The organism is Sulfurimonas sp. (genome assembly GCF_026991475.1).
GTDB lineage: Bacteria > Campylobacterota > Campylobacteria > Campylobacterales > Sulfurimonadaceae > Sulfurimonas.
Genome location: NZ_JALXBK010000064.1, coordinates 1 through 19,602 on the forward strand (window position 1 = coordinate 1; position 19,602 = coordinate 19,602).

The 19,602-nt window shown below is 34.6% G+C and carries 18 protein-coding genes; 11 read left to right on the forward strand and 7 right to left on the reverse strand.

The features are described 5' to 3' along the window. On the forward strand, positions 1-587 hold a 587-nt coding region (locus MV589_RS05215; RefSeq protein ID WP_297432740.1), incomplete at its 5' end, for an AMIN domain-containing protein. 6 nt (positions 588-593) lie between these two features. Here the strand turns inward: MV589_RS05215 and MV589_RS05220 are convergent. Continuing rightward, entirely contained in the window at positions 594-1,166 is a 573-nt protein-coding gene (locus tag MV589_RS05220; protein WP_297432742.1) for a toxin-antitoxin system YwqK family antitoxin, read from the reverse strand. A 210-nt stretch (positions 1,167-1,376) separates the two neighbouring features. On the opposite strand from MV589_RS05220, the gene MV589_RS05225 reads away from it, so the two are divergent. From MV589_RS05225 to MV589_RS05235, 3 genes are read left to right on the forward strand one after another with little or no spacing between them, the layout of a single operon-like run. Next, complete coding sequence (locus tag MV589_RS05225) at positions 1,377-2,951, forward strand: efflux RND transporter permease subunit (protein WP_297432744.1); 1,575 nt, start codon at positions 1,377-1,379, stop codon at positions 2,949-2,951. A 1-nt stretch (position 2,952) separates the two neighbouring features. Then, positions 2,953-4,707, forward strand: a complete 1,755-nt coding sequence (locus tag MV589_RS05230; RefSeq protein WP_297432747.1) for an efflux RND transporter permease subunit — start codon at positions 2,953-2,955, stop codon at positions 4,705-4,707. Between the two features lie 60 nt (positions 4,708-4,767). Continuing rightward, positions 4,768-5,508 (forward strand): DUF481 domain-containing protein, encoded by a 741-nt coding sequence (locus MV589_RS05235; RefSeq protein WP_297432749.1) that lies wholly within the window; start codon positions 4,768-4,770, stop codon positions 5,506-5,508. Positions 5,509-5,547: 39 nt separating this feature from the next. On the opposite strand, the gene MV589_RS05240 is transcribed toward MV589_RS05235, so the two are convergent. Continuing rightward, the gene (locus MV589_RS05240) at positions 5,548-6,255 is read right to left on the reverse strand and encodes a hypothetical protein (protein ID WP_297432751.1); all 708 of its coding nucleotides are present in this window, start codon (positions 6,253-6,255) and stop codon (positions 5,548-5,550) included. 205 nt (positions 6,256-6,460) lie between these two features. Between MV589_RS05240 and MV589_RS05245 the strand changes: the two genes are divergently transcribed. Genes MV589_RS05245 through MV589_RS05260 form a run of 4 tightly spaced genes read left to right on the forward strand, consistent with a single transcriptional unit; the run spans position 6,461 to position 10,125 of the window. After that, complete coding sequence (locus tag MV589_RS05245) at positions 6,461-6,871, forward strand: cytochrome C (RefSeq protein ID WP_297432753.1); 411 nt, start codon at positions 6,461-6,463, stop codon at positions 6,869-6,871. Between the two features lie 5 nt (positions 6,872-6,876). Further along, the gene (locus MV589_RS05250) at positions 6,877-7,698 is read left to right on the forward strand and encodes an efflux RND transporter periplasmic adaptor subunit (RefSeq protein WP_297432755.1); all 822 of its coding nucleotides are present in this window, start codon (positions 6,877-6,879) and stop codon (positions 7,696-7,698) included. 36 nt (positions 7,699-7,734) lie between these two features. After that, complete coding sequence (gene mgtE / locus MV589_RS05255) at positions 7,735-9,063, forward strand: magnesium transporter (RefSeq protein ID WP_297432757.1); 1,329 nt, start codon at positions 7,735-7,737, stop codon at positions 9,061-9,063. 12 nt (positions 9,064-9,075) lie between these two features. Further along, the gene (locus tag MV589_RS05260) at positions 9,076-10,125 is read left to right on the forward strand and encodes a CNNM domain-containing protein (RefSeq protein WP_297432759.1); all 1,050 of its coding nucleotides are present in this window, start codon (positions 9,076-9,078) and stop codon (positions 10,123-10,125) included. A 21-nt stretch (positions 10,126-10,146) separates the two neighbouring features. Here MV589_RS05260 and MV589_RS05265 read toward each other — a convergent pair whose 3' ends face one another. The 4 genes from MV589_RS05265 to MV589_RS05280 all read right to left on the reverse strand — a co-directional run bounded on the left by MV589_RS05265 (position 10,147) and on the right by MV589_RS05280 (position 15,029). Then, on the reverse strand, positions 10,147-11,343 hold the full coding sequence (locus tag MV589_RS05265) for an NAD(P)/FAD-dependent oxidoreductase (protein ID WP_297432761.1): 1,197 nt from the start codon (positions 11,341-11,343) through the stop codon (positions 10,147-10,149). Between the two features lie 83 nt (positions 11,344-11,426). After that, positions 11,427-12,632 (reverse strand): dicarboxylate/amino acid:cation symporter, encoded by a 1,206-nt coding sequence (locus tag MV589_RS05270; protein ID WP_297432763.1) that lies wholly within the window; start codon positions 12,630-12,632, stop codon positions 11,427-11,429. Between the two features lie 13 nt (positions 12,633-12,645). After that, positions 12,646-14,448 carry an asparagine synthase (glutamine-hydrolyzing) gene (gene asnB / locus MV589_RS05275; protein WP_297432765.1) on the reverse strand — a complete coding sequence of 601 codons (1,803 nt, stop codon included), beginning with the start codon at positions 14,446-14,448 and terminating at the stop codon, positions 12,646-12,648. Then, on the reverse strand, positions 14,448-15,029 hold the full coding sequence (locus MV589_RS05280; protein WP_297432767.1) for a class I SAM-dependent methyltransferase: 582 nt from the start codon (positions 15,027-15,029) through the stop codon (positions 14,448-14,450). The genes asnB and MV589_RS05280 overlap by 1 nt, the downstream gene beginning before the upstream one ends. A 51-nt stretch (positions 15,030-15,080) precedes the next feature. Here MV589_RS05280 and MV589_RS05285 point away from each other — a divergent pair, with 51 nt between their 5' ends. The 3 genes from MV589_RS05285 to MV589_RS05295 all read left to right on the forward strand — a co-directional run bounded on the left by MV589_RS05285 (position 15,081) and on the right by MV589_RS05295 (position 19,320). Beyond that, positions 15,081-15,944 (forward strand): ketopantoate reductase family protein, encoded by an 864-nt coding sequence (locus MV589_RS05285; RefSeq protein ID WP_297432769.1) that lies wholly within the window; start codon positions 15,081-15,083, stop codon positions 15,942-15,944. A gap of 111 nt (positions 15,945-16,055) precedes the next feature. Beyond that, positions 16,056-17,375 (forward strand): OprD family outer membrane porin, encoded by a 1,320-nt coding sequence (locus MV589_RS05290; RefSeq protein WP_297432772.1) that lies wholly within the window; start codon positions 16,056-16,058, stop codon positions 17,373-17,375. 61 nt (positions 17,376-17,436) lie between these two features. Next, the gene (locus tag MV589_RS05295) at positions 17,437-19,320 is read left to right on the forward strand and encodes a methyl-accepting chemotaxis protein (protein ID WP_297432774.1); all 1,884 of its coding nucleotides are present in this window, start codon (positions 17,437-17,439) and stop codon (positions 19,318-19,320) included. A 139-nt stretch (positions 19,321-19,459) separates the two neighbouring features. Here MV589_RS05295 and MV589_RS05300 read toward each other — a convergent pair whose 3' ends face one another. Then, positions 19,460-19,597 (reverse strand): EAL domain-containing protein, encoded by a 138-nt coding sequence (locus MV589_RS05300; RefSeq protein ID WP_297432777.1) that lies wholly within the window; start codon positions 19,595-19,597, stop codon positions 19,460-19,462. Positions 19,598-19,602 lie beyond the last annotated feature (5 nt).

Consider the following 19,602-nt stretch of genomic DNA (forward strand, 5'->3'; position numbering starts at 1 on the left):
CACTTACTCTTTTTGCTCGTGAAAATCCTTTTTTTCCAATCAATTCTGCATTAGATATTCCGCTTACAACTGAGCAGATGCAAAAACCTCCAATGTTAAAACGTGCTACACTTACTTTACCATCTTCCGCAAGAGAGATAGAGAGTGTTGTTGTGCGATATAAAAATATGGATGGTTCCATTGCAGAGAAGAGTGTTACATTGCAAAATAGTGTTGATTGGCATTTACCAATTTTTATTTCACAGAATTATAATCTAGCTACAACTGCTCAAAAAGAGGTAAAATATATAAAATTTGCAGCTCTGCCTTTTATATCTTTTTATACAAAGGGTAAAGAGATGCAAATAGATACTAAAGACAGACTCTTGCGCTTATTTTTGCTTGTAAAACCACATCGTATAGTTTGTGATTTTAAGAGAGATATTAATTTAAGAAGCTTTGTTAAAAAAGCGAAGCATGCAAATGTATTTAAACAAATAAATGTAGGAACACATAGTGGATACTACAGAGTTGTAATAGAGCTTGATGGCTTTTACAAATATAGTATCAAAAAAACAGATAAAGGTTATCTGGTTTTTTTAAAATAAGAGCATCTATTTAAGTGCTATACCTTCTGCGTAAAGCTCTTTTTTGAAAAGTTTACCATTTTTGTTCCACATTTTATAGATGCCATCTTTTTTGCCATTTTTGTAGTAGCTAACAGTTTTTAAATTTCCATTTTCATACCATGTTTTTGCCTCTCCATTTTGAATGTTATTTTTATAGTAGGCAGATGATTTTTTTCTTCCATTTTTGTACCAAGTGATGACCTCTCCATCCTGCTTACCATCTCGAAAATAAGCTACAATAGCTTTTTTCCCATTTGAATATTTTGCAATGTATTCACCATCCTGCTTTCCTTTTCTGAAATATGCAACAGTTTTGATACTTCTATCTTCTCTCCAAGCTGAGAGACGTCCATCAATCTCTCCTTGATAATAGGGGACAATTTTTTTTGTTTTTCCATTTTTAAAAAAATAATAGGCATTTCCGGTAAAAGGTTCACTAGTATTTTTCTCATAAATAAGGCTCTCTTTTTTAACCAGCATAGACGCATCAATATTTTTGGCATTTAATGTCATAAATATAGAACTAAGTATAAGTGAAATAAAAACTATTTTTTTCATATTTCTCTCCTTTGAGTTAGGTAGTGTATTACTAAGCATAGCAATTTTATCACTATAAGTAAGTTATAACTATATTAATATTTATTATTTTACAGCTATTTGTGTATTATAGTAAATAATTATAGATATATAGAGATAAAAAAAAGAATTATATGTAAATTTATAGATATTGATATAAAATAAACTTATATAGTTTTAAGGAAATTCAAAATGAAAGACGTGAAAATAAAGAATATTGCTGGCTATCTTTCAAGGGCATTTTTGAAAAATCCTTTAACACCAGTTTTGGCTATTGCTATATTAGTTTTAGGGTATGTATCGCTTGAAGTTATGCCAAGGGAGGAAGACCCTCAAATTGCTGTCAGTGGTGGTTCAATAATTGTTCCAATGCCAGGGGCATCACCAGATGAGATCGATAATGCAGTCCTTAAACCTTTAGAGCGTAGAATTAGCGAGATTAAAGGTGTGAAAGATGTTTATTCTACGGCTATGCATAATGTTGGAATGCTCAATATTCAGTACAAAATAGGTGAAGATAGAGAGAGCTCAAACTTAAAACTTTATGATAAAGTTATGCAAAATATGGATTCACTGCCCGGGGGTGCAATGAACCCTATTGTGAAGCCTTTTGACATCGATATTGATGTACCCATAGTTACAGTAGCTTTTTATAAGAAAAAAGAGTTAGGAATAGACCATATAAAACTCTATAAGCAGATAAAAGAGATACAACAAGATATTAATGCAATTCAAAATATATCAAAAACAACACTAAAAGGTGCTAAACGACCACAGTTCAATGTTCTTTTTGATTTAGATAAACTCTCAGCATATCATATCTCTATAGGACAGGTTGTGCACTCCATTCAAGCAATCGCGAAAAATTCTCCCGAGATTGACCTACCAAGTAAAGAGGGTAAACTTATTGTGTTTGGGGTTAAAAATGCCATTAATTCTATAGAGGATTTACAGGCATTAGTTGTTGCAAAATACCGAGGATCTTTAATTTATTTAAGAAATATAGCAAAGGTGGAGTATTACTATGATATACAAAACTATAAAGAGGCCTTAATTTCATATAAGGCTGATGGTGAACCTTTTAGCAAGACAAAAGACCAAGTGACACTGACGATATCAAAACTCAAAGGGAGTAATGCCGTAACTTTGGCAGAAAAAGCACTTGATATGCTCAACGAGTATGACACGAAACTTGATAAAATTGGATTAGGATATATAATCACGAGAAACTATGGTCACAGGGCAAATGAGGCAGTAAATGAACTTGTGCATCATCTTGTACTGACCATTGCTATTATATCACTCATACTTATTCCGGCTCTTGGCTGGAGGGAGTCTTTAGTTGTAACAATTGCTGTTCCTATGATACTAGCGGCTACTCTATTTGTTGCATTTATGAGTGATCAGACCATAAATAGAATTACACTTTTTGCCTTTTTGCTCTCATTAGGACTTATTGTTGATGATGCGATTATTGTGATTGAAAATATTCATAGGCGAATGCACCTCAAAGAGACACAAGATCAGGATTTTGACCAGATTATTATTGAAGCTACAGATGAGATAGGACCTTCAACAAATATTGCAACGATTGCCATTATGCTTACAATGATACCAATGGCATTTGTAGGAGGCATGATGGGACAGTTTATGTTGCCAATTCCTCTCAATGTCCCTGTAGCATTAGCTATTTCGCTTTTTGTAGCATATGTTTTTGCACCATATTTAGCCAAAAAATTTATTAAGCGTGTAAAAGGACATCATTAGTATGAAAGATTTAATCTATAAAATAATAAGTTCTAAACGCAAGCAGCGAATGGTTGGTTTTATTGTACTGTTCTCACTTATTGTAGCAGTGGGTATGATTCCAACTAAATTAGTATTGGCGAAAATGTTACCTGGTAAAAGTGCAAATACCTTTAGCATATATGTTGACACCGCAACAAATTCGACGGTAGCAGAGACGAAAAATGTCTTAAACTGTGTAAGCGATATACTTAAAAAAGAGGAAAATATTAAAAATATGGAGATGTTTGTGGGGCAGGGTGCTCCTCTTGATTATGCAGGGCTTGTAAAGGGGAGTGAATTTAAGTCTTTGAAAAATCAGGCAGAGATGGTTATTAATCTTACAGATAAAAATGAAAGAGATGAACCCTCATTTATGATGGTTCATAGACTGAGACCTATAGTGCAACAGAGATGTGAAAAAATTTACAAAGGTACGAGTATTAAGTTTGTAGAAATGCCCTCAGGTCCTCCTACATTTGCAACAGTTCAGGTTAATCTCTTTGGAAAAGATACAGATTTACTGCGTAAAACATCACATGTTGTTGCCGCTGCGTTTAAGCAGACAAAAGGTCTTGTGGATGTAGATATTATGGAAGATGATATTTTTATACGTTATGAAATTTTGCCAAATGTTGAAAAAATTATTAACTCACATCTCTCTGTTGCACAGGTAAGCAACATACTTTTTCTCGCTTTTAAAGGAAATGTTGTTGCAACGAAAAATTCGACACAGCAGCAGGGACAGATTCCTATTTTTGTCTCTTTAAATAGAAAAACACGAACCTTGGAGAATGCAACAAAAGAGGATTTGGAGTTAAAACTCTCAAGATTGAAACTCTTAAATAAAATGGGAGTGATGATTCCCATTAAAGAGGTTGTAAGCATAGTTCCAACGCTCTCTGAACCTACAATTTATAAAAAAAATATGCACTATGTTGCTTCTGTTACAGCAGAATGTGATTTAGTTTCGCAGGTCTATCCTTTACTAGATGCGCGTGAGTTAATGATAAAAAAACTCTCACATGATTTTAATATTACAAGACTTACTGGTTTTAGTACCTATATGTTTGATTTAGCTTTAGTAGATAAAAAGACGGGAGAAAAAATACTTGCACGATGGGATGGTGAGATGAAAGTTTCTCTTGATACCTTCCGTGATTTAGGAGGTGCATTTATTGCCGCACTCGTCTTAATGTTCTTACTAATGGTGGTATATTATAAATCATTTGCGCTGAGTGGCATAGTTTTAGTAGCAAGTTTTTTATCTATTATTGGGGTAATTATGGGACATTTCATTACGGACATTATTTTTCAAGTAATTTCTGGAATGAATTTTTATCTCACAGCGACATCTCTTATCGGATTTATCTCTTTAATGGGCATTAGTGCAAGAAGTTCTCTTTTGTTAATTGATTTTACAAAAGCCTTAATAGAATCAGGCGTAGAAAAATATGATGCAATTGCAACAGCTACTGCAACAAGAGCGAAACCAATTTTATTAACCGCGGTTGCCATTATATTGGGCTCACTGCTTTTGGCTACAGATCCTATTTTTGGAGGTTTAGGAATTGCACTTATTTTTGGAAGTGTGGCTTCTACACTTGTTTCTCTTTTTTATGTACCTGTTCTTATGGCAAAAACAGTGGCTATTTGCCCTGGGGACAAAGATATGGAGTGTAAAGAGGGAGAGGGTAAAAGTGCAGATGAAATAGATCTCCAAGAAGTTGCTCCTTGATTAAAAATAGATAATAATAAAAGCATAAAATGGTATTATTTCAAAAAAAAATGAGTAAAAATGAAATATCTAATTATTTTAATGCTAAGTGTTATAAATCTCTTTGCGTTAGTATCTATTTCTCCAGTAGAAATAGGGGATAATCCAGGTTATAGCGGTGCTTTAAATGGTTCTTTAAATACAAAAAGAGGAAATACTAATTCAGACAACTATACAGCGGGGATAAAACTCTCTTATGACAATAATCAATCTTATTTAATGTGGGGTGAGTTTAATTTTAGTTATGGTGAAGCAAGTGGAGTAAAAAATACAAATTCAACATTTACACATCTGCGTTATATCCATAAACTAGAACAAAATCTTGATTGGGAAGCTTTTGTTCAGTCTCAAAGTAATGAGTTTACTAATGTAGATGAAAGATTTTTAACAGGTGGAGGCTTACGCGTTCATCTTGATAAAGAGCGTTATGGTAATTTATATTTTGGTCTTGGTGGTTTTTATGAATACTTGAGTTACACCACAACTGTGGATCCAAAAGAGAATAATATAAGAGGAAATTTTTACCTTGCGTATAAAAAAGAGTTTGCTAAAGATTCGCAGCTCTCATATGTGGCGTATTATCAGCCAAAAGTTGGAGATATTAATGATTATATTATTTCAAATGCTCTTGAATTAAAAATATTGGTTTATGAGAAGTTATATATTAGTTTTCTTATAAATTATAATAAAGACGCAAAACCTGCACAAGGTGTTAAGAAGGTTGACTTCTCTCAAGCAACATCTTTTATTTATAAGTTTTAAAAAGAGGTCGTAAAAGACCTACTTTTTTTAATGAAAAAATTAAAGTTTTTTCCCCTCATATTTTGCTTTTAATTTGAGGTACTCTTTATAATCATCATCTGAAATATTTTTTGATATAGATTTTGTAGAGTCATTCGCATTATTTGTTGCTGTATTTGATGAGTCTCTTAAGTCATTTGAAATAGTCTTTGTAGAATCATTTGCATTTTTCGTTGCTGTATTTGATGAATCTCTTAAATCATTTGAAACAGTTTTTGTAGAGTCGTTCATATTGTTAGATGTAGTTTTGGCTGCATCATTTACATCATGAGAAACTGATACTGCAGAGTCTTTGAAATCTTTCGTAGCCATAGTAGAACTGTCTTTAAAGTCTCTTGTCGTATTTGACATAGTGTCTTTTGAGTCTTCTGAAACTTCAACAGTAGAATCTCGTAAATCTCTACTTACTCCTGTAGTAGTGTCAGAACCACTCTTAACAGTAGCTACTTCACTAGTTTTTAAGTCATCACTTGCTTTGAGGGCTGTATCTTTTGCATCGTGACTGACATTTGTAACTGTTCTCTCCCCACTTTTTGAAACTTCTACACCACCATCTACACCAGATTTAAAAGAATCTTTTGCATCATGACTCATTGAAGTTACACCATCTTTCATGTCTTTAAACATATCACCAAAACTAAAATCTGCTGATAAACTTGTTGTCAATGCTATAGCCGCAACCGCACTTACTAGTAATTTTTTTGTCATCATTTCCCCTTTTTGATTGAACCTTAAAACAACTATATCTCGTTGAAGCTAAAGAAAAACTTAATATTGAATAAAAAAAACTTATATTATATAAAAGTGTTTTGATACTTCACATATAATTATTTTTAATAGTAAATTATTAAAAAAATTGATATTTTTATATTTTTTAGTGCTATAATAGTTTCAAATACACAAAGGGGATAGAATGAAGAAAGTGATATTAGGGGTATTGGTTTTAGGAAGTTTGGCATATGGTGCGCAATATACAAAAGCAGACAGAATTAAAGATATGCGTACAATGGCGGCAGCTATGAATACTATTGAAAGTGGTTTTTTCTATAATAATTATGAGACAGTAGCTGCTGGTGTTACTACGCTTTCAGAGACGATTGAAAATGTAAAGCCTCCCATTGAAGAGGAGACAGAAAAAAATCCTATGGCACGATATATGAATGGGAAGATTAAAATGACAAATAAAATTGTTAAAAAGATAAATCAAAAATCGCTTACTATTTTGCAAAGATTTAAAAGTGGAGACTCTGCTCAGGCTGTTCAAGCCTATACAAAAATCTTGGGACAGTGTATGAAATGCCATAGAGAAATTCGTCGCTGGTAATGTTTATGAAATATATATTATTTATTTTTCTTGCGTTTACATCACTCTTTGCAAATGAGTTGATACTGACGGGTACAGTTATTTCTAACAATAAAAAGATGATACCTGCACGATATATGGGGTATGTAAAAAAAATAAATTTTGAGGTTGGAGATAGTGTTAAGCGTGAAGATACTCTCTTTGAACTTGAATCAGCAGAGTTTGATATTTTGGAGTCTCAAGCAAATTTGGCACTTGAACAGGCCAATTTGATGTTGGATGTCTATAAAACAAGGGTGAATGTCTTTAAGAAACATAAAAGACGATTAAGACAAAAAAAGAAAATGATGCCTGCTATGGATTTTCGTGCAAATATGGAAGATTTGAATGAAAACATAGATGACATAAGTGGTTCCATAGAAGCTGCAAAAGTTTTGGTAAGCGAAGCGAGTGAAAAAACAAAACAGTTTGCTACTATTGCCGGATACTTAAAAGTAAAAGCTCCAAATGATGGTGTTGTTGTAGATAAACGCATTGAAGTTGGTGATATGGTGGCACCAGGGATGCTCACTATGGTCATCGTTGATATGAATCATCTTGAAATAGAAGCTGAAGTAGCAGAATCAGACCTTAAATATCTTCGACGTAATAAGGTTGTAAAGATTACCATTCCTTCTTTGGATTATAAAGCATCTGGTTATATAAAAGCGATAGTACCGAGTGCTAATCCAATGGCACATACTTTTAAAATTCGTGTCCATTTTGAAAAAACAAGCAGCATGATTTTTCCAGGAATGTATGCAAAGGTTTATGTAGACTTAACTGATGAAATAGCCAACAAAATCTAATATGATTTTGCTATTTCATTGGGTATAATTACGACGATGAATAACTTTGAAAAATATATAAAAGAACACAATGAAAGCGAGATGCACCCCGCAGAACTCGCCAAACTCCTTAAAAACCTTAATGACCACGATTTTAGTGAAGCAATTAAGCGTGTACCAAATGATTTAGTTGGTGATGTGGCGCTTGCTCTGCCAGATAGGTACTTTGATGATGTCGTAGAAAATCTCAGTATTGATGAACTCTCGCATGCTGTGAGTGAGCTAGAATCAGATGACCAGCTGGAGTTTATGCAAGAGCTCGAAGATGTAGATGAAAACAAGGCATCTGAGGTCTTTCACTCATTGGATGCTGAAGATAAACATGAAATTTCAGAGCTGAAAAAATATGATGAAAATCAAGCTGGTGCATATATGCAGCTTGAGGTATTTACCGCAAATGAAAATGAAATAGTACAAGATGTCATTAAAAGATTTGCAAAACTAAGAAAAGCAAATGAACTAGAAAATGTTCAAAATCTCTTTATCGTTGATAAACACAATAAGCTTTTATATACTATTGGTTTAGATGATTTGCTTATTTTTGATTTTTCAAAAACTATTAAAGAGAACAAAGTCTTAAGTGATGAATCCTTTGACTCTAAGATTGCAGTAGATACGGAAGATATTAAAGAGGTTGTAAACTACTTTAAAGAGTATGATCTCTCTGTTATTCCTGTTATAAACAAACATGGTGTTCTACTTGGGCGTATTACCTCTGATGATATTTACGACATTATTAATGAACATGCAACAGAACAGATGTATAACCTTGCCGGTGTTGATGATGAAGCAGAAGAGGATGAAGATGTTATAAAAGCAGGGAAAAAGCGTGCTTATTGGCTCGCTATAAACCTTGTCACTGCCATTGCTGCATCTCTTGTTATTGGAATGTTTGAGAGCACTATTAACTCTATGGTAGCCCTTGCTGTTCTTATGCCAATAGTTGCTTCTATGGGTGGAAACGCAGGGACACAATCACTGACGGTTATAGTACGTCAGTTAGCATTGGGTGAGATTACAAAAGGTGATGCTTTTAGAAGTATCAAAAAAGAGGTTGCAATCTCACTAATGAATGGTTTTATATTTGCTATTTTAATAGGTATTATTGCCTACTTATGGTTTAAGATTCCTATGCTTGGAGTTGTTATTGGTCTGAGTATGATTATAAATCTTTTTATGGCAGGCTTTTTTGGTGCTGTAATACCTTTAGCACTAAAATGGTTAAAAATTGACCCTGCAATTGGAAGTACAGTAATATTAACTACTGTTACGGATGTTGTTGGCTTTTTTAGCTTTTTGGGCTTAGCTAAAGTTATACTTTTATAAGGATTGTAGTAAATGGAATTACTCGTAATATTTTTTGTTCTCTCTGTGGGCATATCATTTTTATGTTCTGTATTAGAGTCTGTCTTGCTTTCAATAAATATGTCTTATGTAGCAGTGCTTGAAAAAGATAGACCATCAGTTGGTGCAATTCTTAGACATCAAAAAGAGAACATAAATAAATCTATTGCTTCTGTACTTATTCTTAATACTATTGCAAATACTTTAGGTGCAGCAGCAGTTGGTGCGCAGGCTTCAAAAATCTTTGGAAATGATGCAGTTGTTTATGTCTCTGTTGTACTTACTTTTGCCATTCTTTTTATCTCTGAAATTATTCCAAAAACTATAGGTGCTATTTACTGGAAACAGTTAGCCCCTCTCTCTGCATATTTTATTAGAGTTTTTATCTGGATTACTTATCCTATTATTCTTACAACCTTAGCTGTAACAAATAAAATTTCTAAAGGAAATAGTGACTCACACTCGCTTACAAAAGAAGAATTTTTAGAGAGTATGTATATGAGTGAAGATGAGGGTGTTATAGATGAACAAGAGTCTGATGTTATTGAAAATATTTTAAATCTTGACAATATTAAAGTTAATGAAGTGCTTACACCCAGAAGTGTCGTTTTTGCACTTGATGAGAGTATGAGCATAAAAGATGTTATTCAAACGCAGCCTGCAATCTTTAAATTTTCTCGTATTCCTATTTTCAAAGAGTCGCTTGAGACTATCACTGGAATTGTACTCACTAAAAAAATATTTAAACAAGCATTAGAAGATGATAGTGTAACGCTTGGCTCTATAAAGAAAGATATGTTCAGCATCAATGAAAACATTCCTGTAAGTAAGGCTCTTGATCTTTTTATAGCGAAAAAAGAGCATATGTTTTTAGTGACAGATAATTATGACCAAACAGATGGAATTATTACACTTGAAGATTGTGTTGAGACTATTTTAGGTGTGGAAATTATGGATGAAAGTGATACTACTGAAGATATGCGTGAGCTTGCAAAGCGTAAAATGAAGCTTAAACGCAAGGCTAAAGAGGTAAAAGAGGCGTAAGCGTAAATGCCTCCTTTTTTATTACATTCCAGGGATTCGTGGAATTTTTCCAAGTTTTGAGTTACGGCAGTAGAACCCCCACCCTTTTTTGAGCCAATGTCCTATGAATGGCATAGGAATCATCTTTCCACCTTTATTATCTCTGTAAACAAAGGCTGCTCCATCGCCACTATCCATGACACATAAAATATTAATATGCTCCTCATAACCTTTTCTCGCATCAGAGCCAAGAACCATCTGTTTGAGATTAAAAGCTACATTTCTTGCCATTACCTCTGCAACATGTCCCTGTTTTGCTCGCCAATCAGGTCCCTGCAGAGCGACACTGTCACCAATTGCAAAAACTTTACATATTCCCTTTTGCGTTTCACTTGATTCATCAAAATTATGTTGCACTTCACAGTAATCATTAATGAGAATCATTCCTGAGTCGTTGAGTGGTAAGTCACTGTTTGCAAAAACATTATGACCGTTGCCTGCAGGTATAAACATTGTAAAATCTGATTCAAGTTTACTCTCGTCTTCAAATACAATACCATCTTCTTCAAATTTTGTAATTTTTTTGCCAAAATGTTTTTTAATATCAAGTTTATTAAACATAACATCCATCATTTTAAGTGCTTGTTTCCCCATTCTTGCTCCTGGTTCTGCCATTGGAGCAAAAAAAGTGAGTTCAAAATTATCACGAATACCTAGCTTTTTGAGTTGATTATGTACATTAAAAAGTACCTCAAATGCTGGTCCGCCTCTTACATTTGAAGGATCTTTAGGATTACCACCAAATCCCATTGCTATTTTTCCACTCCCTTTTTGTATGAGTGCATCAATTTTGTCTTTAATTTTTAGAGAATCTTCAGGAACACCACAGATAGAGAGGAAATTTTCACTTCCTTGATGTTTCATCTTACCGCTACCCATTGCTACTACAAGATATTCATATTCATAAGTCTCTTTAGTACAGTAGACTTTGTTCTCTTTTGATTTAATGGCAGTTACTTCATCTATGATAAGTTCAAAACCATGAGCTTTTTGCAAATCTTTAAGAGGAACGCATATATCTTCAAATTTGCTCTCTCCAGTTGGAATCCAGATAGATGTTGGATAGATATAAAAATAGTCACGATTTGAGATAAGTGTAACACTAAACCCCTCTTTTCTTAAAAAGATAGCAGCTTCGACACCTGCAAATCCACCACCCAGTATAAGTACTTTTTTCATAATTGAATCCTGCATAATTTGATTTTATAAGAAATATTACAATGTATGATGTTAAAACTACATTAAGATGGGTATTTTTATCGTCATTTTTCAAATTCATCCACAACTTTTGTGACTATAAGGTCTGATGTAACATTGAGTGAGGTACGGCACATATCTAAAATTCTATCTACTGCAACGATGAGTGCCATATACTCTACAGGAAGTCCAAGCTGGTTGAGAATGACAACCATCATAACAAGTGAAGCACTTGGAAGTGCAGCAACACCAACGCTGAGTGCAACAACAGTAATGCCAAGGAGGAGTTGGTCACCAAAGCTGAGTGCCACTCCTGCAAGATTAGCAATGTAGAGTACCGCGACACTCAAATAGGCTGCCGTTCCATCCATGGAGACTGTAGCTCCAAGAGGCAGCACGAACGAGGCGGTCTTTTTATTAACTCCGCCTATCTCTTCAACAACGCGCATAGAGACAGGCAGCGTTGCCGCAGAAGAAGCTGTAGAAAATGCCATAATGGGTGCTTCTCGAACATCAGAGAGATATTTGTATGGGTTTACTTTTGTAAAGAGACGTAGCACTGCAGGGAGCGTAACGAGTCCGTGAAAAACAATGACACCTACAACAACAAAAATGTATTTGTATAGCCCTAATACCACCTCTATACCTTGCTCGGCAATGACATAAGAGATGAGTGAGAAAACACCAATAGGTGTAAGACGAATAATCCACTCCGCCATCACAAGCATTGCTTCACTTACAGAGTTGAAAAAGCTCTTGAGAGGTGTTTGTTGCTCAGGTTTGAGATAGAGTGAAGCCACCCCAAACATAATGGCAAAGATAATGATCTGCATCATTTTGCCTTCGCTGAGTGCATGGAAAATATTTGTAGGAATGAAACTCAGCAGCATCTTCTCAAGTGAAAAAGGGGCGATAGTGGTTGCTTTTGCATACTCTAAGCCCTGCGCACTGACATGCTCACCGATGTGAAAGATATTCATAGCAACAATGGCAGCTAAAACTGCAAGTGCAGTTGTAAGCACATAGAGCCCGATGGTCTTAAGCCCCATGCGTTTAAGATGCTCAATAGAGCCAAGCCCAAGAATAGCGACATAAATACTTGCAAAGACAAGCGGAACGACAAGCATTTTTAAGAAGTAAACAAATGCTACTCCTATCACTTTTTGTTTGAGTGCGAGTTCAGGAAAGAGTATGCCAAACGCAGCACCTAAAATAATTCCTAAAACAACGAGTGTGTTTGTTGTTGCATATTTTTTTACTTTTTTTATCATATGTTTTTCATCTTTATAAAAGGTTTTTCTTTATCCAGTAAGATAGTACATAAAGTCCCCAAACATGCTGCTTAAAACTTCCTCGCGCGGCTGTTTGTATATACTCTTCTAGTTTATCACTTTTAAACATTCCTGTCTCTTTGTTTACCTCTTGTATGAGAGAGATATTTCCAGAGTTGATAAGGTACTCCATATAGGGGTTGGAAAAGCCTTTTTTCTTACGTGTTAGTGTCTCGTTAGGGAGTTTGTTAGTCATGATCTGTTTGAGAAGAGATTTTGTGATGCCATCTTCGTAGCGTAGTTTTGGGTCAATACTAAAAACTGTTTGGGCTAATTTATGGTCTAAAAATGGTGTGCGTGACTCTATGGAATGAGCCATACTGACACGGTCGAGTTTTGTCAAAAAGTGCTCTGCTTGAAAGATGTTGAGGTCAATGTAACTATACCAGATAGATGGATCGGTATGAGCGGATCTTTCAAATCGTTCACGATAATTTTGCAGATATTTAAGACTTTCATTGTCGCGTACATTGCGTTTAAGGAGTCCGTTTTTTTGCAAGTCGGTGAATTTATCGCCGCTTGTGCGAAAGAGCAGGGTATCATCAAAGACACGCTTGTACCACTCCCACTCTCTATTCATAGAGAAGTTTGCACGGAAGTACTTTTTGAGCCAGTTTTTATGTGCTAGTGATGCTGCTTGTTCGATGTCAAGGTACTCAAAGTATTGACGATAGCCTAGAAAAAGCTCATCACTCCCCTCTCCACTCATAACAACTTTATAGCCATCCTCTTTTATGGCCTCAAAAAGCAAATAAAGTGGCACTGCTGCAGGGTCATTGAGTGGCTCATCAAGTGTATCAAAAACAGACTCTGTTGTGTTTATAAACTGCTCTTGGTTGATAATAATCTGTTTGTTCTGCACTCCCAAACTCTTGGCACTTTGTGCTGCGTTTAGACGCTCATCATACTTTTTAAAACCCTCATATCCTATGGTGTAAGTTTGGAGATTTTTGCCATATTTTTTGGCATAGTAGTTGATGGTAGCGCTATCAATGCCTCCTGAGAGCAGGGCAGCCATAGGAACGTCACTTCCTAAACGCAGTAACATAGACTCTTCTAAAACTGCTTCGAGTTTGTTTATGGCCTCATCTCTGTTTTTGATGGTACATGGTTTTGTGTCAAGTAGGTCAAAGTATCGTTTCACTTCTGCTTTGCCACGCTCAAATGTAAGGTATTCACCTGCTGCAAGTTTTTGAATACCTTTGTAGAAGGTATGAGGCGGTGTGGGGGCTAAAAAAGAAAGGTAACTTAAAAGTGCGTCATTGTTCATCTCCTTTTTTTTCAAAAAGGGAGTAAGGGCTTTAATCTCTGAGGCAAAAATAAACTGTTCTTGTGTCTGCATAAAAAAGAGTGGTTTTTTGCCAAGACGGTCTCGAAATAGATAGAGTTTTTCGCCATCGAGCAAGGCAATGGCAAACATCCCTCTTAGATGTTTTACAAAATCAACACCCCATTGTAAATAAGCAGCGATAATGACTTCACTATCGCTCTGTGTTTGAAAATCAAAATCAAGCTCGCGTTTTAACTCTTTGAAGTTGTAGATTTCTCCATTAAAAGAGAGAAGGATTTTTCCATATTTTAGTGGTTGGTGGCTTCTGTGGTGGCTGTCTTGAATGCTAAGTCTTTGGTGTGCAAAGAAGAGATTTTGTTGTTGAACAATGCCACAATAGTCTGGTCCTCTATGCGAGAGTTTGGCTAAAGCTGATTTTGCTCGGCCTTCATTGTAGCCACCAAGTATGCCAAAAATGGCGCACATTATTTGAAAAATCCCATAGTGATGTCATTCTCTAAGTAGTCATCTCTAAAGCTGATTTTCTTGACACCAAGCTCCTGTGCAATATCTTCAAGTGCTTTTTTGTTGAGATAATTATATATTTCACTCTCACGGTTTCCATATAAAACATTAAAGATAAAACCCTTTTTAGATGCTTCAAAACATTGACGAATAAAAAGCGTCGTCTCAAAGCGTGTTAAAATATTCATGGCACCACTACAAATGTAATAATCAGCACTAGGAAGCTCTGCTCGTAATATATTTGCCTGAATTATCTCCTGTTGTGTTTGTTCTTTTGCAAGAGAACACATTTCACTTACGGCATCTATGCCTATATATTTTTGTGGAAGATTTTGGTTGTTTTTTAAGAAGTGGTAGAGGTCACCAAACCCGCACCCTGCATCTACAACGCAAAAGGAGGAGAGATCTTTTGGTAAAAAGGAGTGCAGTACATCAAAACGCAACTGTTGGCGTGCGCTGTCTATCCAGCAGACCCCTTGCGCCGAGATGCCATGCTTTTTGATGGCATTTTTGTAAAATTTTTCACTATTTATTCGTGACATACTGCTCCTTTAGTAATAGTATTATATAATAATTCTACAAAAGGATGGAAAATGAGAATAGCTGTTGTTGGACTTGGTGGTGTTGGTGGTTATTTGGCTGCAATGTTTGCTAAAAGTGGCTGTGATGTTGTTGGATTTGCTAGAGGGGCGCATCTTGAAGTGATACAAAAAAATGGCATTACAATTGTAGAGGATGAAACGCAGTGGCAGACGCCGCTAAACGCAGTGAATGTAAACGCAGCAGAGGGTTACTTTGATGTGATCTTTTTTTGTGTAAAAAGTTATGATTTAGATGATGCTTATGCAAAGATAGCTAAAAATATAGATGAAAACTCTATTTTACTCTCATTTTCTAATGGTGTGGATAATGCACAGCGACTCAAAAATCTTTCAAACGCAGTAGTGCTCGAGGGCTGCGTTTACATTCTCTCTCATATAGAAAAAGCAGGCGTTATTCGTAAAAAAGGAAAGATTTTTGCGGCTGTTTTTGGTGGAGATAATGCAAATGCAGTACAAAAAGTAGCTACGCTCTTTGAAAAAGCCCAGCTTCGCTATAAAACACCGAGTGACATTACAACTGCCATTTGGAAGAAGTATATTTTTATCGCTGCGTTTGCAACGCTCACATCTTACTACGATACAAACATTGGTGCCATTTATGAACATCATTATGATGAAGCAAAAGCTCTTTTAGAAGAGATAGCTGCGTTTGCAAAAGAGCAAGAGGGCATCAACATAGATGATGAGGTACAAAAAGCACTTGATACGGCTGCAAAAGTACCTTATGACTCCTCAACATCTATGCGTCTTGATTTCCAAAATGGTAAAAAAGTGGAGCTTGAGAGTCTAAGTGGATATGTAAAAAAACCACTTATGCTGAAGTTTTATAAGGCACTTAAAGAGCGTGTACTTTAATTCAACTTATTATTGATTTACTCTTGACAAGGGGGGGGGAATATAGTAAGCTTTTAGCAAATATTTCTTAATGTATAAGTTGAGTAAAAAATTAGATTCTGGAAATAATCAATGAAAAATAGGTTCGTAGTTTTAAAAATAAGTTTACTAACAAGTTGTTTGTTAGCCCATTCACTCTATGCATCAGCACCTGAAAAGAGAAACAAATCAGTTAGAGAAGCGATTGAAAGTGTTACAAAACAGCCGGAAAAAGAGGTTGACATTGTAAGTGAATTTAAGCATATGTTTAGAGATGGTAAAGCGAGCGGTCATATACGTACTATGTATTCGAGCTATGAAAATGATAACGCTACAAATATATATGCTACGGCTCTTGGTGGTTGGCTCAAATATGAACTTGCTGAGTATGCAGGCTTTAATGCAGGTGTTGCGTTTATAACCTCTTATGATTTAGATTTTGCAAGTGGTAGCATAGATGAGGGGAAAAGAAATGAAGAACTCTCTAGTTCTGTTGGACACTATACGGAAGTAAGTGAAGCCTATATTAATTATCGATACAAAAATCTCAATCTTCGAGGTGGGCGTCAGATAGTTGATACTCCACTAGTAGATAGAGATGATACTAGAATGGTTATGAATACATTTGAGGCGTATCTGCTCTCTTTTGAGATGGATGATTTTTCCTTTTTAGGTGGTCATTTAAGTAGATGGCAGGGGAATGATGCTGGCTTAGATGCAGAAAAACCTTGGGTAAAAATGGGAAAAGATGGTGTAAACTTTGCTGGTCTTACCTATAGTAATGATTCTATTCAAACAAATCTATGGTACTATAACATTTCAAATGCGTCAGAAGCAGATATTGCAAATGGAGTTGATACGAACGGAAATAACGCAGTTTATGCTGATTTTGTAGGAAGTTATGAAATTTCTGACAATATCGAGATACATGCCGGTTTGCAATACTTAAAAGAGAGTGAACTCGATAATAGTGGTGTTGAAGCAGATATCTTCGGTGCTATGAGTGAAGTAGTTATTGATGGATTTGGTCTGAACATAGCTTATAACCAGTCACTAAAGAAAAATGGTAAACATAGCTTTAGAGGATACGGTAATGGAGCGCTCTTTACTGACATGGATGCTATGATTCTCGATGAAATTACTCAAGATAGAGATGCACACTCTGTTGTTGGCGGCTTAGTATATGAATACAAGCATATCAACCTACTTTATGCTTACGGAGACTTTATAGGTGATGCCAATTCAAATGGGAATAGCGCGCATATCGTAGAACAAAATATAGGTTTAGAGTACTCCCCTAATGATAACTTTACAATAAGTGCTATCTATGTAATGGATGATAATAAAGAGAATTCGGCAAGCCAAGAATTTAACAATAAAAACATGAGGATGTTAGTTTCTTATAGTTTTTAGTGTTGCAAGTAGAAATACAATATGATGCGAGTACATCATTTCAAATTATAAAGGAGTCAAAATGAGTTTAATGAAAAAGTTATCTTTTGCATTTGGTTCAATATTGGTACTGTTTTTAGTGGTCTTTATTGTGGTGCTAAATGGTCTTAAGGATATTCAGAGTAGTAAAATAGTATTGAATAATCAAGATGTATTAAAAGAGTATGTTTTCAAGTTGAAAATTCATGAAAGAGGGTATCTTTTAAGAGAGACAAAAGTATATGAAGATGCAACAAGGAAAGAGATCAAAAAGATTCATACACATATTGAGAATACAGATGGTACATTAGAAGAAGATATAGGTATGCCAAAAGATTTAGAGCTTTTTAAAGAGAGTTTTGACAAATATGCTAAACTTGTAAATCAATCAAAAAAAATCATAGAGCAAAATCGTCTCAATATAAATAAAGTAAGAGAAGCGTCTAAACAATTAAGAAAAGATGCTTTAAAAGATTTGAAAAAGTCAAGAGGAAATTTAAAAGAGAGACTATCGACACTTGAAGATCAAATAGTTTTGATAGACTATGTAACACAGATAAAAATCAAGGAAGTTCAATATCTTTTATTTAAAAAACAAAGCCGTTACAGTTCAATCTTAACATTACTTGCGAAACTCAAAAAACATATTGAAGATTCACCTGGAAACTTAGAAGAGGACGCGGGAATACCTAATTTTTTGAACGCATATAAAAATGGTATTGTACAACTTCACTCTATATATACGAAAGAAAAAGAGTATCAACACTCTATGCGTAAATCTTCTGAAGGTTTAATGTTTAAATCGAAGATGCTTTTCAAACAAGCTAATGAGAATACAAAACATATCGTTAATGTAATAGAAACAACCACATTTATAATGGCTATAATCTCTGTTATATTTGTTATTGTTATATTGTTTGTCATTAGAAAATATATTGTTTTTCCAGTCAATAATTTGAATGAAAAAATCAAAGAACTTTCAAGTAGTAATGGAGACTTGACACATAGAATAGAGATGAACTCAAATGATGAAATAGGTGATATTGCGAAAAATATCAATAAGTTTATGGGTAAACTTGAAGAGATGGTAAGCAATCTAAAACACTCCGCCTCTATTGCTCAAGATGTTACAAAAGAGATAGAAACTGATGCTCAACTGACATCAGAGAGTGTAAAGTCTCAAAATGAGGATATTGCCAATATTAAAAAATATATTGACAATATTTCTGGTGATTTAGATGTATCAGAAAATAGTGTGCGTACTACTTCTGAAGATGTAAAAGAGACACAACAGGTTTTAAATAATTTAGTTGTCTCTTTGCAAGATGTTGTAGATGCTATTAATGCAGATTCAGAATCAAAAACAGAAATAGTTAGTAAGGTAACCTCACTTTCAGACCAAACAACTCAAATAAAAGAGATTATTTCAATTATTAAAGATATAGCTGATCAGACAAATCTTCTTGCTTTAAATGCTGCTATAGAAGCAGCCCGTGCAGGAGAACACGGAAGAGGTTTTGCTGTAGTTGCTGATGAAGTAAGAAAATTGGCAGAAAGAACACAAACAAGTGTAAGTGAAATAGACAATTTTATTAAAATGATAGTAGAAGGAGTGGATGACGCAAAAATTGAAATAGAAAGAGCATCGTTAAAATCTCAAGAAATATCAGAATCAACTAATGATTTAGCCCAAAAAGCTAATGAGACTAAGAATAAACTCAATGATACAATTAAAATTTCTGAAACAGCGACAAGAGAAACATTGAAAATCAATGCAAATGTGAGAGATTTTATGCATAGTTCAATGAATTTAACAAAAGAATCTGAGATAACAAATAAAGTTGCAGCAGATTTAATTGATGTTTCTGTAAAATTAAAAGAGGTCAATCATGAAATAAATGAAGAAATAAATAAATTTAAGGTTTAATTAAAGAGTGGCTGAACTCTTTAAAAAATGCAGAGTGATATTAAAACTGCCATCTGGAAAAAATATTTTTTTATTGCTGCGTTTGCAAAAGAGAATGAAGGAGTGAACATCGATGATGAAGTTTTATAAGGCACTCAATTTATAGATGCTCAACACTCATTGGTTTAAAAAATAGATACCCTTGAAAATATTTACATCCCATAGAGATTAATTTTTCATATTGCTCTTTTGTTTCAACACCTTCTGCAATAACCTCTAATCCAAATTTTTGACCAATAGAGA